Genomic DNA, 14583 nt, shown 5'->3' on the forward strand with positions numbered 1-14583 from the left:
GCCATGGCTGCAAAGTATGTTTATTTCTTCGGTGACGGGAAGGCCGAGGGGAGCGCGGAGATGAAAAATCTCCTGGGGGGGAAGGGTGCCAACCTGGCGGAAATGACGGCGATCGGTCTGCCGGTTCCGGCCGGATTCACCATTTCCACCGAGGTCTGCACCGAATTCTATAAGAACGACCGTCAGTATCCGGCCGGTCTCACTCACGAGGTGGCATCGAACCTGAAGATGGTCGAGGACCTCATGGGGAAGAAGTTCGGTGATCCCGCCAACCCCCTGCTGGTTTCGGTCCGTTCCGGTGCGCGCGCCTCCATGCCCGGCATGATGGATACCATCCTCAACCTCGGCCTCAACGATACGACGGTCCAGGGGATCATCGCCCAGAGCGGCGACGAGCGCTTTGCCTACGATGCCTATCGGCGTTTTGTCCAGATGTATTCCGACGTGGTGATGGGGATGGACAAGGAGGCCCTTGAGCACATCCTTGAGCACAAGAAGGAAGACCGGGGCGTGCGGCTCGACACCGACCTGACCGCTGAGGACTGGAAGGAACTGGTGGGGAAGTTCAAGACGAAGATCAGGGAGACCCTGGGGCAGGAGTTTCCGGAAGATCCCCAGGAACAGCTCTGGGGGGCAATCGGGGCGGTGTTCGGCTCCTGGATGAACGCCCGCGCCATAACCTATCGCAGGCTCAACAACATACCGGCCGACTGGGGGACCGCGGTCAACGTCCAGTCCATGGTCTTCGGCAACATGGGGAACGACTGCGCCACCGGCGTTGCCTTTACCCGTGATCCCTCCACCGGAGAGAACTATTTCTATGGTGAATACCTGGTCAACGCCCAGGGGGAGGACGTGGTGGCCGGCATCCGGACCCCCCAGCCGATCAACAAGGCGAAGAAAAAGGATGGCGACCTGCCGGCCATGGAAGACGTCATGCCCGACTGCTATCAGCAGCTGGTCAATATCCGGAGCATCCTGGAAAAGCACTACAAGGACATGCAGGACATCGAGTTCACCATCGAAAAGGGGAAGCTCTACATGCTCCAGACGCGGAACGGCAAGCGGACCGCCAAGGCGGCCATAAAGATCGCCGTTGACATGGAGAAGGAGGGGCTCATCGACGAGCGGACCGCTGTGCTTCGCGTGGCTCCGTCCCAGCTGGACCAGTTGCTCCACCCATCCCTCGACCCGAAGGCCGAGAAGAAAGTGATCGCCAAGGGGCTTCCCGCATCCCCCGGCGCGGCCAGCGGCGAGGTGATCTTTAACGCCGATGAGGCGGAAGCTGCCGCCAAGCTCGGCCTCAAGGTTATCCTGGTCCGGGTAGAGACGAGCCCGGAGGATATCCACGGCATGCATGCGGCCCAGGGGATTCTTACCGCCCGGGGCGGCATGACCTCTCACGCGGCGGTTGTTGCCCGCGGCATGGGAAAATGCTGCGTGGCGGGGTGCGGCGATATCAAGGTCAACTACGCCGCCAACCAGTTCACGGACCGGAATGGCAATATCGTCAAGAAGGGGGACATCATCACTCTGGATGGTTCCACCGGCGAGGTTATCCTCGGCATGGTGCCGACCGTTTCCCCCGAGTTGACGGGGGATTTCGGTACCCTCATGGAATGGGTCGATCGGTTCCGTCGCCTCAAGGTGCGGGCCAACGCCGACAACCCCCACGACTCCAAAGTGGCCCGCGAATTTGGCGCACAGGGGATCGGCCTCTGCCGGACGGAGCACATGTTCTTCGAAGCGGACCGGATCGCCGCGGTGCGGGAGATGATCCTCTCGGAAGACCTGGAAGGGAGGCAACGGGCTCTGGCCAAGATTCTCCCGATGCAGAAGGGGGACTTCGTCGGCATTTTCCGCGAGATGAAGGGACTTCCCGTCACCATTCGTCTCCTCGACCCGCCGCTCCACGAGTTTCTCCCCCAGGAGGAGAAGGATATCGAGTCCCTCGCCAAGACCATGGGGGTCAGTATCCAGGCCCTCAAGTCAAAGGTGGAGTTCCTCCACGAGTTCAACCCGATGCTCGGTCACCGTGGCTGCCGTCTCGGCCTTACCTTTCCGGAGATCTACGACATGCAGGTGCAGGCCATCATGGAGGCCGCCTGCGAACTGGTGAAGGACGAGGGGTTCACCATCGTTCCCGAGATCATGATCCCGCTGGTTGCGGTGGTGGATGAGCTGAAACGCCTGCGGGAGAACGCCATCCGGATATGTGAGGACGTCATCGCCCGCTACGGGGTAAAGGTCGATTACCTCATCGGCACCATGATCGAGCTCCCCCGGGCGGCGCTCACTGCCGACGAGATCGCCACCGAGGCGGAATTCTTCTCCTTCGGCACCAACGACCTCACCCAGACCACCTTCGGCCTTTCCCGGGACGATGCCGGCAAGTTTCTCCCTTTCTACGTGGAGACCGGACTCCTGGAGGAGGACCCGTTCGTTTCCCTGGACCAGAATGGCGTCGGCCTGCTGGTCAAGATGGGGTGCGAGAAGGGGAGATCGACCCGGCCGGAGATCAAGCTCGGCATCTGCGGGGAGCATGGCGGTGACCCGGCGTCGGTCATCTTCTGCCACAAGGTCGGACTTGATTACGTTTCCTGCTCGCCGTTCCGGGTCCCCATCGCCCGGCTCGCAGCTGCCCACGCGGTGCTGATGGAGCAGTAAGGAAGAAAACAACAGGGGGAACCAGTGAATGGTTCCCCTTTTTTAGTGAAAGGAGGATGTCTCATGGTGAGATTCGCGGTCAGGATGCTGCTTGTTACAGGCCTGTTGGCCCTGGCTGGTTGCGCCGGAGAGAAGGGGAAAGAGCAGCTGGAAACCGCCCGGTTCGAGGAGAAACAGCACAACCTGGAACATGCGGTGAAGCTCTATGAGGAGATCGTCACGAAATATCCCGGCACACCGGCGGCCGCCGAGGCAGAGAAACGGCTGGCGGAATTGAAGAAGGGGAAGCCGTAGAACAGGTTTTATGCCGCATCTATACGTGAAATGAAAAGGGGGCGTTTCCGCCCCCTTTTCATTTGCAACCACACTCCTGCATGTCTCCGCTGGCAAAAGGAATCTTCTTGCCGCACTTCTGGCACCGCCAGAAGAGGCCCCCTCAACCGGGGAGAAGGACCATTTTCCCCTCGCATTCGGGGCAGGTTTTTTCCGTTTCCATGGATCACCTCCTGAAATGTATGGTCAAACTGTAATCCGGTGGGATGCAGGATGTCAATGATATAAATGTAGCTCTTACGTTACTGTTACCGTGAGCGAGCCGACTTCGCTGATTTCGGCGCAGACCCGGTCTCCCGGGACAAGGGGGCCGACCCCTGCCGGTGTGCCGGTGAGGATGATGTCCCCCGGTTCCAGGGTGAAGATGGAGGAGATGTGGCTGATGATCTGGGCGACGGAATGAATCATGAGGGAGGTGCTGCCATCCTGACGCAGGGTGCCGTTGACCGTAAGCCTGATCTGGAGTTGCTGGGGGTCTGCAACAGTCGAGGCGGGAACGAAGTCCGACAGGGGGCAGGCGGTATCGAACCCCTTGGCGATCTCCCAGGGGAGCCCCTTTTTTTTCAACTCGTCCTGCACGTCCCGCAGGGTCAGGTCGATGGCCACGCCGTAGCCGGCAAGATGGGAGAGCGCCTTGTCGACGGGGATGTCCTTGCCGCCGGTGCCGATGAGGAGCGCCAGTTCCGCCTCGTGGTGGCAGTTAGCGGAATAAGGTGGAATGACGATCTCGTCGCCATCGCCGATGACGGAGGTGGCAGGCTTCATGAAAATGACGGGGGCGGCCGGCGTCTCGTTTCCCAGCTCTTTTATGTGGCCAACGTAGTTGCGGCCTATGCAGAGGATCTTGCCGATGGGTAATTCCGCGCCGACGGCGGGGATGCGGGCTATTTTCATGGACGGTTCTCCTTCAAGCGTGGGAAGTATGGTCAGGCGTGTTTTTTGACTGAATCACAGATTCCCCACCCTGCAACATTCCCCCGTCAGCCTGCACCCCTGCCAGGTGCCGCGCCGGTGCAGTTCGTTGACGATGGTGTACCACATCTGGTTGTTCTTCAGGTCCCAGGTGGGGGCGACGCGGATCGCCAGGGGGGCCGAACCGTAGAGGCGCTGGATGGCGACCTCGGCGGGGAGGCGTTCGAGGAAATCGCAGGCCGTTGCCACATATTCGTCAAGGGTGAGAGGAACGAATTCACCCCGGTAGTAGAGGTCGGCCAGCCGGGTTCCGGCAACGGCATGAAGCTGGTGGAGCTTGAGGGACGTGACGGGGAGGGAGGCAATCAGTTCTGCCGTCCGGAGGAAGCCTTCCCGCGTCTCGCCGGGGAAGCCGTAGATGAGGTGGGTGCAGAGGTCGATGCCCCGCCCCGCCACCCGTTCCACTGCCCGGAGATATTCCGCCAGGGTGTGGCCACGGTTGATCCGTGCAAGGATGGCGTCGTCCATGGACTGGAGACCGAGTTCCAGGCAGACGTAGTGCTCCCTGGCCAGTTCCTCCAGGAAGGCGATTGCTTCGTCATCCAGGGCGTCGGGACGCGTGCCGACGGAAATACCGACTACGTCCGGATGGGCGAGGGCGCGGCCGAAAAGGTCGCGGAGCTTTGCCGGCGGGCCGTAGGTGTTGGTGTGCTTCTGGAAATAGACGATGAATTTTTCACTGCCGAGACGACGGCGGTGGTAGGCCATCCCCTCGGCCATCTGGGTTTCCAGGGGGATGACCGGTTGGGTGCCGCCGGGGGAGAAGGAGCTGTTGTTGCAGTAGATGCAGCCGCCGCTTCCCCTGCTGCCGTCACGGTTAGGGCAGGTGAAGTCCCCGTCCACGTTGACCTTGCTGATGCGACAGCCGAACCGTCTGCGGAGCCAGGAGCCGTAGGAGTTGATCCGGAGCTCGGGATGAATGAGGGTGGACGGCATGAATCAGTCTTCGTGCTCTTCAGGAAGGAGCGCAATGATTTCCCTGGCTTCGTCGCGGGGATTGTCGGCGGTGAGTACCGCCGAAACCAGGGCGATGCCGTGTACGCCGCATGCGACGACCTCCGGTACCTTGTTTCTTTTTATGCCGCCAAGGGCGAAAACCGGGATCTGGAGGAGGCTGGCTATCTCTTCCAGTTTTGCGGTGCCGAGCGGTTCACCGTACACCGCCTTGGACGGTGTGGGGAACACCGGGCCGAAGGTAATGAAGTCCGCTCCTTTTTCCTGGGCGGTGATTGCGTTGACCTGGTTGTGGCAGGAGACGCCGATGAGCTTCTTCTCCCCCATCACCATCCGCGCCCGGTAGATGGGCATGCTTTCGCCTCCCAGGTGGACTCCGTCCGCATCCACCGCCAGGGCAATGTCGACGCGGTCGTTGATCAAAAGCCGTGCATCATACCGACTGGTCAGCTTGCGCATTTCATAAGCCAGTTCGTACAGTTCCCGGCTGGAGAGGTCCTTCTCCCGCAGCTGGACGGCGCCCACCCCACCCCGCAGGGCTTCCTCCACAACGGCGCACAGCTCCCTCCCCGCCGTATTGCGGCGGTCGGTGATGAGGTAGAAGTTGAAGTCTATCCAGGGGGTTTCCCTGCTAGTCATGAGATAGTCCCTTCAATGGGGCTGGAGGCGGTGGCGTAGAGTTTCTTCGGAATCCGTCCCGCCAGGTAGGCCAGGCGCCCCGCCCGTACGGCCAGGTTCATGGCCTCTGCCATGGCAATGGGATCCCGGGCGCCGGCAATGCCGGTATTCATGAGAACGCCGTCGCAGCCAAGCTCCATGGCGATGGCGGCGTCCGATGCGGTGCCGACCCCTGCATCTACGATGACCGGAACCTTGACCGTGTCCATGATAATACGGATGTTGTAGGGGTTCCTTATGCCGAGGCCGCTCCCGATGGGTGCACCGAGGGGCATGACGGCGGCGCAGCCGATATCCTCCAGTTTCTTGCAGACAATGGGGTCGTCGCTCGTGTAGGGGAGGACGGTGAACCCTTCCTTGACCAGTACCGCCGCGGCCTTGAGCAGTTCCTCGTTGTCCGGGAACAGGGTTTTCTCGTCACCGAGCACCTCCAGCTTGACGAAGTCGGAGAGACCGGCCTCCCGGGCAAGACGGCAGGTGCGGATGGCGTCATCTGCCGTATAGCAGCCGGCAGTGTTGGGGAGGAGGGTGTATTTCTTCAGGTCGATGTGGTCGAGGAGCGACTCCTTGCTCCGGTCGCTGATGTTCACGCGACGCACCGCGACGGTGATGACTTCGGCGCCGGAAACCTCGATAGCCCGGACCATCTGTTCCATGCTGGCGTATTTGCCGGTTCCGACCATGAGCCGGGAAGTGAATTCCCTCTCCCCGATCACGAGTTTGTCAGAGGTCTGCTGAGACATGTGAAGGTTCTCCTTTATATGGGTGCGTAAGGGGTGCAGAGATGTTGTCATGCTGGATTTTTCAGGGTTTTTGTGCGCCCCGACGGGTTATCCGCCCCCCACGAAATGGACGATCTCCAGCCGGTCCCCCTGGTTCAGGCGAGTAGTGGCGTATGCCCCCTTGGGAAGGATATCAAGGTTAAGTTCCACAGCCACCCGCGACGGGTCGATCTCCAGCGAACGAAGGTAGTCGAGGACGGAGAGGGGAGGAATGGTACGGCTTTCGCCGTTGACGATGATTTCCAGAGACATGGTGTATTCCTTGACTGGTGGGAAAGGAGTGCTGATATGAAACAAAAAGGCCGCGGAGGCGGCCAAAGAGTTGGAAAGGTCTTGTGGTCCGCTTCCCTACGCCGGAATTAACCGGATCAGGTTCAAAGGGTTGTCCGCTCCTGTTCGGATGGGACTCTCAGCCGAAACACCCCCAGCGAGTAGCGCCGATATGTAATTGTCGAACCTGCTGCCGAGCGGTCGCTCAAGACGCCCGTTACGAAGGTAACCTAGCAATATGGCGTAATTCTGTCAACTCTTTTCTTGGCTGAGGTGCCCTCTCCAACCGGTGCCGGGAAACGTGTTCAACGGGGTTCGTCATCGGACCAGAAGGCACGTTTGCGTTCCAGCTCGATCAGCCGTTCCTGCTCCTTGCGAATCTCGTCATTGCAGTGGGTCCAGATCCGGTAGCTTTCCAGCCCAAGGACAGTTATCCCCGCGGCGAAGACCGCCCAGAAGTTCTCATCGAGCCCCTTGGCAAAGTGGTAGAAACCGTAGAAGGCCGTCAGATAGAGAACGTGGGGGAAGGGGCTTCCTTCCCCCGAGCCTCCCATCATCCGGGAGAGGATCAGAATGATGGCTGAGAAGCTGTAGAGGACGAGGGCGCCACTGATCATATTGAAGGACGGTGGTTTGCCAAGCATTGCCTGGAATTCGTCGGGGAGAGACGGGAAAAAACTGAAATCCCCCAATGCACAGGTGCTGATCGCAATGAAAAGTGCCATGGCCCAGAGTCCATGGTTTGCTGCAGCCTGCAGTCTGCCGATCCTGGCCTTGATCTCCTGGCGGAGTTGGTCCGGGGTCCGGGGTTTGCCGGCCATTTCTTCAATGTGGTTTTCAAGGTTGTGCGTCATGCCTTGGGAGCAACTTTCTGGCGGTACTGGTGACCGCTGTGTCATGATCGACCGACAGGACGGTACGGCTCTGGCGGTTGCCTCCCCTATTCACGCCGTGACCGGGATTCCCGCAATTCCCTGGACATCTGCTGGAGCGTCCCGGTCACTTCTTTCAGTTCTCCTTCGCAGGGGGGGGGCGAGGTTTCAAGGTTGCCGTTTCGCAACTCGGCGGCGTAGCTTCGCAACAACTCGAGCGGGACGAAGACGCTGCGGCGCAGCAGTGCCGCCACTCCTCCGATCGTGAGGGCAAGGATCATGAGGGTAAAGACGGCCATTCGTTCCCCCATGGTGATGAGGGTCTTTTGCAGTGGTTCCTGGGAAAGGCCGATATCGAGAGTTCCCAGCACCTTCTGACTCGCGTTGTGGACGTGGCAGGGTGCGGTGTAGCAGGCCGGCTCGTTATAGACTGGGGCGGTTATGGCCAAAACCTTTCGTCCTTTTTCATTTTTGAACTGCCGGGCCTGATCCATCTTTCCGAGAGTCGTGATCGGTTCCGGGCCGCTGTGGCAACCGATGCACCCCTCCGCTTTCTTGTCGACGAAGTGATTCAGTTCGTCGCTTGCGGCAGAGAACATGACAAGCCCCTTCTTGTTGAAGATGCGGACATGCTCCACTCCCTGCTGATCGCCGATGTTACGGATGATGTTCCCCACCGTTTCCCGGTCCGACTTGAGCATCGCGTAGCGGGTCGACTTGACGATGGTGTCGGCAAGATTCGTGGCATGCTGCACTGCATCCCTCGTCATATCCCGTTTCATGACAGAATAGAGAAGCAGGCAGCAAACCACGACGAAGCCGGTTATGGCAAGGGCGACCGGGACAATCGCCCGGGCGGAAAAGCTTTTCGGCATGACGTATCCTCGCTTACCCTACATGTTCGGATGGCATTTGATACAGTCTTCGCGGACGGTGAAGGCGGTTTTGCCGTCGTGGCATGCTCCGCACGATTTCCCTTCTCCCATGGCCAGCATTGACACCGGCTTGCTTTTCTTCCCCTGGGGGTAGATGCGGGAATGGCAGTCGCTGCATTTGTAAAGCCCCATGTGTACCTTGTGGCTGAACCTGGCGTCCCCCGCTCCGGTGACCTTGAAATTCACATCCTTTACCGCATGGCACTTGCCGCAATCCGCAACGCTGAAGGCATCCTTGCCGTTATGGCAGGCGCCGCACGATTTTCCCTTTTCCATCTCGGCCATGGATACCCGCTTGTTGGGGCCGGCGGCAAACAGCTTGGTATGGCAATCGCCGCACTGGTGCATTTCAAGGTGTTTCTTGTGGCTGAAGGGGGTGGGGCCGGTTTCTTTAACCTTGAAGGTAATCTCTTTTACCGGGTGGCAGGCGGTGCATTTGTCGAGGCCGAACGCCTTCTTGCCGTTGTGACAGGCCCCGCAGGATTTTCCCTTGCCCATTTCCGCCATGGTCACTGGTTTGTTGGCGCCGGTGGCAAAGAGTGCCGGATGGCAGGTGCCGCATGCGGTGGTGGCGGGAAGATGGACTTTGTGGCTGAAGCGGACCGGTCCTGTTGCCTTGACCGGCATGATGACGTCCTTGACCATGTGGCATCTGGCGCAATCCTTGAGGGGAAAGGCATCCTTGCCGTTGTGGCAGGCACCGCAGGATTTTCCCTTGTCCATGTCGGCCATGGTGTAAGTTGTCTTCTTCTTCATGTTGAAAAGGGCGTCGTGACAGGCCTTGCAGTTGTTGTTGATCCCCTTCTGGCGGATGTGCAGTTTGTGGCTGAAAACCACCTTGCCTCCACCTTTGGTGCTGTAGGTGACGTCCCGCAGGTCCAGAGCAATGGCCGCAATGGCTGACAATAAAACGACAAGAGCAGGGAGAAGGATGAAGCGGAATTTCATGATTGCCTCCTGTGTGAATGATAGCTGGTTCCCGGGGGGAGTCGGTGAGGATTATAAGGAACCGGTGCCAATTAGTCAAATTTAAATATGTTTACCTAATTTGTCCGATGCCGACACAAAAACGGCGCTCCGGCAGTTTTGCCGGAGCGCCGCGACGTCGCAGCGAGGGATGTCAGTGATGATCTTCCACCTCTTCCCATCCGTCCCACATCGGCTTGAAGTGGGCGAATGGAGAATGCCCCAGGGTTGCCAGGTAGATGTGGACGAAGAGGAAGGCGAAGAAGCAGCAGGCGATGAGGAAGTGGGCGCTCACGAGCACCTTGATGCCACCGACGATGAGAATCAGTTCCCGCAGGGGGGAAACATTCATGAGCAGAATACCGGTCAGAATCACCAGGGGGAGGAGAACCAGCATGATCATGAGGTAGGCGGCCTTCTGCATCGGGTTGAACTTGTTGTCCGGGGTGCTGTGATGGGGGTTGGGACGTCCCAGGAAGTAGTTGAAGAAGTAGAAGAACGCCTGGCGGAAGATGCCGCTCTTCAGGTCCTCAAGGTTGGGAACGTAGAGCTTGGCCAGGGTTCCGGCCACGAACATGTAGTAGAAGAGCCAGAGGCCGTACGATATGGAGACTACGATCCCGGCAGTGTTGTGGAGAGTTATCGCGGACTTGTAGGTGCCGAAGATGTTCACGTATTCGGGAAACCGTATCTGCAGCCCGGTGATGCAGAGGGTGACGATTCCGAGGGCGTTCAGCCAGTGCCAGATCCTGACCGGCATGGGGGTGAGATAGATATATTCCTTGTGGCTCATGATCAGTGCTCCTTTCTGTTTTTACGGGTCAGGAACCGGAAGGTGCCGTGGCCGATCGGCATCATGAGTCCTCCGACGAGTATGAGGGCGCCGATGATATTGAGCGGCGTGCTGCGTGTCGAGCCCATCATGTAGAAGTCGGGGGTTCCGTAGAGGAGGTCGAGCACCGCACCCTTTTCCACGGCAACGCGGTTGTAAGTGCCGTTCTGATCCGGGAATGCCACGTAACTGGTCTGCATGGCTTTGGGTCCGGAGGCGTGACAGAACGAGCAGTCCCACCGATTATCGAGAATCTGGTAGCTATGGGTTACAACTTCCGGGGTCATCATTCCCCAGAGGCGCATGTTTTTCTTGCGGGCTTCACGGTTGAACGTCCGGAGTTCCTGCAGGGAAATGAGGCCATCCCCGTTCTTGTCCACCAGGCTTCGGACATCTTTCCCTTCCGGCACAAGGCTGGCGAGTTCTGGATATGAGGCGACTTTGAAGTCGGCGTGGTTTTGCTTTGCCGGGCGATCCTGGATGTAAAGGGTGATCACATAGTTTGTGGAGCCTGTGTGGCAGGTAATGCAGGGAATCGCATCGATGTGAAGGTCGGCCTGGGGCAGCCACTTGGTGTGGCTGGTGACGATCTTTTTCGTATCGTGGCATTTGGCGCACTGGGCATTGATATCATCGCCCGACACGCTCAAGGGCTTTTTGACAGCATGGGGGTTGTGGCAGTCGGCACAGGCAGCCTTGCTGCCATGGAGACTCTGGGCATATTCGGTCTGGATATTGCCGTGGCACTCCTTGCACCTGGCTTTCGGCGGCCTGAAACCATCCTGCGGATGGCCGGGAGTGACCCCTTCGTGGCAAGAGGTGCAGCCGATCATGGCGTGGGTTGTGGCTGCGAACTTGGCCGCATCGACATAAAGCCGCTCTTCCCCTTTGCCGATGATTTCTTTGCTGCCATGGCAGCCGAGACATTTTTCGTTCTCCGCTCCCGTAGCGGCTGCGACGCTGACTACCGACAGCACCAGCATGATTAGATACGACATGAGCCTGCATGATTGCATATTCACGAGTTTCCTCCTTCTCCGTACCGGTATTGGCGTCGTGCAGATGACGAGGCGGTGTCACGGTGTTTACTCTTGATTCTCACTCGGTCGCGTTATCGGTTACCTCTGCCGACGCTTCTTCACCCTTGCGGGGGGAGCGGAAGGTGACGATGAGTGCCCTGATTCCGTGGGGTACGATGATCAAGGCGCAGTACGCTACGAAAATCCAGAAAACGATCCCGATCAGATCGTCGGGCGGCCCCTCAGCGGCATGGGATGGCAGGGCGGATGTCACTGCCAGTGCGACCAGTGGTGCTATGTGTCTAATTCCGTTCATGTCAACCTCCCGCGTCAGTTGCCGGACGGTTCTGTCGGTGCATTACTTCGTCGTGGTCTGGTGTGCCATGTCCTTTTCTTTGCCGAGTGCTTTTGCGAACCCGAGCGTCACGAGAATGGCAGGAATCAGCTGGGCGGCTATGATGAGGGCACAGAAACCGAGGAAGATCCAGACAAAGAGTCCACTGTTGTCTTCCCGTGCACCCGAGGCTGCGAATGCTGAGGATGTGGAGCCGATGACCATTGCCAATGCACTTTTCAAAGTTGTTCCCGTTTTCATGACGTCCTCCTTGAGCTGTCGTTTGTTATGTCCTGCTGCACGAAGGCAGCGATTTACCATTTGTGGTTGGCCTGCAACTGGTTGATGTTCTCGAAGGCGCACTGCACCGCCTCGCGGATTTCGTCCTTGTCCTGCTTAAGAGCGTGAAAGAAAATACCCTCGCGCCGTACCTTGCGAATCAAGGGGAGAGATACTTCGTCGGAGACCAGGATGATGGTCAGGTTACGGTTGCATTTTTTAAGGAGCGGAATAAGGTCAACTGCCGTAAGCTCGTCAAACTCGTTCCCGAGGATAACCACTTGTGCGGATTTTTTCAGGATTCCGTACAGGGCGGTGACCGCCGAATTTGTTACCGTTACATTGTATCCGGCCTCGATAAAGATGTCGGCCATCTGTTTACGGGCATCCACGTCTTTGTCTGCAATGAGAAGTCCTAACATTGCCGTGTCCCTCTCTTTCCAGGTATCAGTCCAGGGGGCATGGTGAAGCCCTCAGGCAGATTCCCCGCCTTTGCTTCCCTTTGCCAGAGACGTTTCGCCGACGGATTTGGAGAACATTCCCTTGAGCATGGACCCGAACAGGATCATACCGGGCACCAGCTGGAAGGCGATGATGAGAGCGCCGAAGCCAAGGAACAGGGTAACCAGCAGACCGTTTCCTTCAGATTCGGCACCGGAAGCGGCGACTGCTGACGAACAGGCTATCAGGAGCATGGCAATGATGTTGGTTAATGTTTTCATGACGTCCTCCTTGTTGATCCATCTGTGTGGCGTTTCTGTCTTGGTATGTGCACTGGTCGTGCCATGATGAATCTCATTTTATTAAATATCTTTAACTGGCTGTTTTTTTGAAGATAATTCTTGCAGGGGAGTTGGTGGGGCATGCGCTAACATCACAAAATGTATAGTTTGCGTATGCGGTAACAGGAGGGGAGTACCTGCTCGTGTAGGACGGTTAAAGAGGGACGTTTCTCGTGAAAACAAGGAGTTATGGTGATATCGGTGAGGTGCATAAAAAAAATATACTCACGTTGGCAGGTGAATATGCTGTGGGAAATTGCCGCAAAGTGTTGCCCTGTGCTGTTTTACAGGCTATTCCGGGCTTTCCGGGGGCATGTTTCCCGGTATTTATAAGGTTTGACTTGTGGGGCCAAATACGGTATTTTTTTGAAAAAGTTCATTATAGTCTGCAAACTGGCGGCAGTTCGGCGTTCAGGATTATGACTGTCTCCAGAGTGAAGTCCGGCAGGCCGGTAGCCACGACAATGGAAGAAGGGAGCTACAGTAATGGAAGTAATCGATGTCCTCGTGGTGGATGACGAAGCGATTATCCGTGAAGGGCTCAAGCGGATTCTGGAGCATGCAGGGTATAATGTCGCGAGTTCGGCCAGCGGCCAGCATGCGCTTGAGTGCATGCAGGAAGAAAACTTCGGGCTCGTGATTACCGACCTTAAAATGCCGGGTATGAGCGGGATGGAGGTGCTCAAGGCGATCAAGGTTCTGCAGCCTGAAGTTCCGGTTATCATCATTACCGGCTATTCCACGGTGGATACCGCGGTTGAGGCTATGAAGAATGGTGCGTTCGATTACATCGCAAAGCCGTTCACTCCCGACCAGATTCTTGAAAAGGTGCGCAAGGCTCTCGAGCAAAAGGCGATGATGCAGGAAAATTTCTGTCTGAAGAAAGAGCTTGGAGAACATAACGGCTTCGACATGTTCATCGGCGAAAGCCGCGAGATGCAAAAGGTCTACCGGCGGATCATGCAGGTAGCACCCACCGACAGTACCGTCCTGGTTACCGGAGAATCCGGGACGGGAAAAGAACTCGTGGCGCAGGCGATCCACCGGCACAGCAAACGCAGGGACCAACCCTTTGTGGCGGTGGACTGTACCTCCCTGTCGGAGAATCTTCTCGAGAGCGAACTGTTCGGCCACATCAAGGGCTCTTTCACCGGTGCCATTCAGACAAAAACCGGTCTCTTCAAGGTTGCCGACGGCGGCACGCTTTTCCTCGACGAGGTTGCCAACATCAGCCTCACCACCCAGGCCAAACTGCTGCGGGTCCTGCAGGAACGGGAGATAACCCCCATAGGTGGCACCCAGCCGGTTTCAATCGACATCCGGCTGGTGGCGGCGAGCAACAAGGGGCTGCGTGAGATGGTGGCCAATGGCACCTTTCGGGAGGACCTCTTCTTCCGGCTCAACATAATTCCCATCGACCTCCCTCCCTTGCGAGAGCGAACCGGGGATATCCCCCTTCTCATTGGCCACTTTCTCCGGCAGTTTTCCGAGGAAATGGGAAAAGACCTCAAAGGGATTGCTCCCGATGCGCGGTCAGTCCTGGAGGAATATCCCTATCCGGGGAATGTTCGGGAACTGGAAAACATCATTGAACGGGCTGTCGTGCTGGCAGAAGGGGGTGTCATCCAGCGGGAAGACCTGGAAATGCAGGTGGCAGGCGAGGAGCAGCCGGAGCAGGCTGGCGATTACGTACCGTTGAATGCCGACGAACTCAAGGAAACCAAGCGTCAGATACGGGAACGGGCGGTAGAGCCAATTGAGAAGGCCTTTGTTCTCCATGCCCTCAAACGGAATAACTGGAATATCACCCGGGCGGCCGAGGAAACCGGGATGCTTCGTCCCAATTTCCAGGCACTCCTGAAGAAACTCAAGATTTCGGTCCGGAACGAAGCCAACAGCTGACGGCCG

General features: G+C 57.9%; 17 protein-coding genes and 1 riboswitch. Of the genes, 3 read left to right on the plus strand and 14 right to left on the minus strand.

Annotated features, from left to right (window positions below):
• The first annotated feature begins 3 nt into the window (after nt 1-3).
• Together ppdK and KI810_RS04775 are read left to right on the plus strand one after the other, a co-directional pair.
• Entirely contained in the window at nt 4-2667 is a 2664-nt protein-coding gene (gene ppdK / locus KI810_RS04770; RefSeq protein ID WP_214174312.1) for a pyruvate, phosphate dikinase, read from the plus strand.
• A 63-nt stretch (nt 2668-2730) separates the two neighbouring features.
• Complete coding sequence (locus KI810_RS04775) at nt 2731-2961, plus strand: outer membrane protein assembly factor BamD (protein WP_214174313.1); 231 nt, start codon at nt 2731-2733, stop codon at nt 2959-2961.
• 276 nt (nt 2962-3237) lie between these two features.
• Here the strand turns inward: KI810_RS04775 and KI810_RS04780 are convergent, their stop codons facing one another.
• The 14 genes from KI810_RS04780 to KI810_RS04845 form a co-directional block, all read right to left on the minus strand.
• Nucleotides 3238-3894 (minus strand): fumarylacetoacetate hydrolase family protein, encoded by a 657-nt coding sequence (locus tag KI810_RS04780; RefSeq protein ID WP_214174314.1) that lies wholly within the window; start codon nt 3892-3894, stop codon nt 3238-3240.
• Nucleotides 3895-3948: 54 nt separating this feature from the next.
• A complete protein-coding gene (mnmL, locus tag KI810_RS04785; protein WP_214174315.1) occupies nt 3949-4908 on the minus strand; it encodes a tRNA modification radical SAM protein MnmL/YtqA in 960 nt (319 codons plus the stop codon).
• Nucleotides 4909-4911: 3 nt separating this feature from the next.
• Nucleotides 4912-5565, minus strand: a complete 654-nt coding sequence (gene thiE / locus KI810_RS04790; RefSeq protein WP_214174316.1) for a thiamine phosphate synthase — start codon at nt 5563-5565, stop codon at nt 4912-4914.
• Nucleotides 5562-6347: a thiazole synthase gene (locus tag KI810_RS04795; protein WP_214174317.1), complete on the minus strand. Its 786-nt coding sequence runs from the start codon at nt 6345-6347 to the stop codon at nt 5562-5564. The genes thiE and KI810_RS04795 overlap by 4 nt, the downstream gene beginning before the upstream one ends.
• An 87-nt stretch (nt 6348-6434) precedes the next feature.
• Nucleotides 6435-6632, minus strand: a complete 198-nt coding sequence (gene thiS, locus KI810_RS04800; RefSeq protein ID WP_214174731.1) for a sulfur carrier protein ThiS — start codon at nt 6630-6632, stop codon at nt 6435-6437.
• Between the two features lie 82 nt (nt 6633-6714).
• Nucleotides 6715-6822, minus strand: a riboswitch (TPP riboswitch).
• A 139-nt stretch (nt 6823-6961) separates the two neighbouring features.
• Complete coding sequence (locus tag KI810_RS04805; protein WP_214174318.1) at nt 6962-7510, minus strand: menaquinol oxidoreductase; 549 nt, start codon at nt 7508-7510, stop codon at nt 6962-6964.
• An 86-nt stretch (nt 7511-7596) separates the two neighbouring features.
• Nucleotides 7597-8403: a HAMP domain-containing protein gene (locus KI810_RS04810; protein WP_214174319.1), complete on the minus strand. Its 807-nt coding sequence runs from the start codon at nt 8401-8403 to the stop codon at nt 7597-7599.
• 18 nt (nt 8404-8421) lie between these two features.
• Nucleotides 8422-9411 (minus strand): cytochrome c3 family protein, encoded by a 990-nt coding sequence (locus KI810_RS04815; RefSeq protein ID WP_214174320.1) that lies wholly within the window; start codon nt 9409-9411, stop codon nt 8422-8424.
• Nucleotides 9412-9583: 172 nt separating this feature from the next.
• Complete coding sequence (locus KI810_RS04820) at nt 9584-10222, minus strand: cytochrome b/b6 domain-containing protein (RefSeq protein ID WP_214174321.1); 639 nt, start codon at nt 10220-10222, stop codon at nt 9584-9586.
• 2 nt (nt 10223-10224) lie between these two features.
• Nucleotides 10225-11277 (minus strand): cytochrome c3 family protein, encoded by a 1053-nt coding sequence (locus KI810_RS04825; protein ID WP_214174732.1) that lies wholly within the window; start codon nt 11275-11277, stop codon nt 10225-10227.
• An 82-nt stretch (nt 11278-11359) separates the two neighbouring features.
• Nucleotides 11360-11596, minus strand: a complete 237-nt coding sequence (locus KI810_RS04830) for a hypothetical protein (protein ID WP_214174322.1) — start codon at nt 11594-11596, stop codon at nt 11360-11362.
• 42 nt (nt 11597-11638) lie between these two features.
• Nucleotides 11639-11875, minus strand: a complete 237-nt coding sequence (locus tag KI810_RS04835; protein WP_214174323.1) for a hypothetical protein — start codon at nt 11873-11875, stop codon at nt 11639-11641.
• A 53-nt stretch (nt 11876-11928) separates the two neighbouring features.
• Nucleotides 11929-12315 carry a response regulator gene (locus KI810_RS04840; protein WP_214174324.1) on the minus strand — a complete coding sequence of 129 codons (387 nt, stop codon included), beginning with the start codon at nt 12313-12315 and terminating at the stop codon, nt 11929-11931.
• A 51-nt stretch (nt 12316-12366) separates the two neighbouring features.
• Nucleotides 12367-12615 carry a hypothetical protein gene (locus KI810_RS04845; protein WP_214174325.1) on the minus strand — a complete coding sequence of 83 codons (249 nt, stop codon included), beginning with the start codon at nt 12613-12615 and terminating at the stop codon, nt 12367-12369.
• 546 nt (nt 12616-13161) lie between these two features.
• On the opposite strand from KI810_RS04845, the gene KI810_RS04850 reads away from it, so the two are divergent.
• A complete protein-coding gene (locus tag KI810_RS04850) occupies nt 13162-14577 on the plus strand; it encodes a sigma-54-dependent transcriptional regulator (RefSeq protein WP_214174326.1) in 1416 nt (471 codons plus the stop codon).
• The last annotated feature ends 6 nt before the right edge of the window (nt 14578-14583 follow it).

The sequence above is a fragment of the Geomobilimonas luticola genome, from assembly GCF_018476905.1.
GTDB lineage: Bacteria > Desulfobacterota > Desulfuromonadia > Geobacterales > Geobacteraceae > Geomobilimonas > Geomobilimonas luticola.

Bases quoted from the DNA above. Each gene is read 5' to 3' on its own strand.
- ppdK (WP_214174312.1), top strand. From the start codon at position 4: ATGGCTGCAAAGTATGTTTATTTCTTCGGTGACGGGAAGGCCGAGGGG.
- KI810_RS04775 (WP_214174313.1), top strand. From the start codon at position 2,731: ATGGTGAGATTCGCGGTCAGGATGCTGCTTGTTACAGGCCTGTTGGCC.
- KI810_RS04780 (WP_214174314.1), bottom strand. From the start codon at position 3,894: ATGAAAATAGCCCGCATCCCCGCCGTCGGCGCGGAATTACCCATCGGC.
- mnmL (WP_214174315.1), bottom strand. From the start codon at position 4,908: ATGCCGTCCACCCTCATTCATCCCGAGCTCCGGATCAACTCCTACGGC.
- thiE (WP_214174316.1), bottom strand. From the start codon at position 5,565: ATGACTAGCAGGGAAACCCCCTGGATAGACTTCAACTTCTACCTCATC.
- KI810_RS04795 (WP_214174317.1), bottom strand. From the start codon at position 6,347: ATGTCTCAGCAGACCTCTGACAAACTCGTGATCGGGGAGAGGGAATTC.
- KI810_RS04805 (WP_214174318.1), bottom strand. From the start codon at position 7,510: ATGACGCACAACCTTGAAAACCACATTGAAGAAATGGCCGGCAAACCC.
- KI810_RS04810 (WP_214174319.1), bottom strand. From the start codon at position 8,403: ATGCCGAAAAGCTTTTCCGCCCGGGCGATTGTCCCGGTCGCCCTTGCC.
- KI810_RS04815 (WP_214174320.1), bottom strand. From the start codon at position 9,411: ATGAAATTCCGCTTCATCCTTCTCCCTGCTCTTGTCGTTTTATTGTCA.
- KI810_RS04820 (WP_214174321.1), bottom strand. From the start codon at position 10,222: ATGAGCCACAAGGAATATATCTATCTCACCCCCATGCCGGTCAGGATC.
- KI810_RS04825 (WP_214174732.1), bottom strand. From the start codon at position 11,277: ATGCAATCATGCAGGCTCATGTCGTATCTAATCATGCTGGTGCTGTCG.
- KI810_RS04830 (WP_214174322.1), bottom strand. From the start codon at position 11,596: ATGAACGGAATTAGACACATAGCACCACTGGTCGCACTGGCAGTGACA.
- KI810_RS04835 (WP_214174323.1), bottom strand. From the start codon at position 11,875: ATGAAAACGGGAACAACTTTGAAAAGTGCATTGGCAATGGTCATCGGC.
- KI810_RS04840 (WP_214174324.1), bottom strand. From the start codon at position 12,315: ATGTTAGGACTTCTCATTGCAGACAAAGACGTGGATGCCCGTAAACAG.
- KI810_RS04845 (WP_214174325.1), bottom strand. From the start codon at position 12,615: ATGAAAACATTAACCAACATCATTGCCATGCTCCTGATAGCCTGTTCG.
- KI810_RS04850 (WP_214174326.1), top strand. From the start codon at position 13,162: ATGGAAGTAATCGATGTCCTCGTGGTGGATGACGAAGCGATTATCCGT.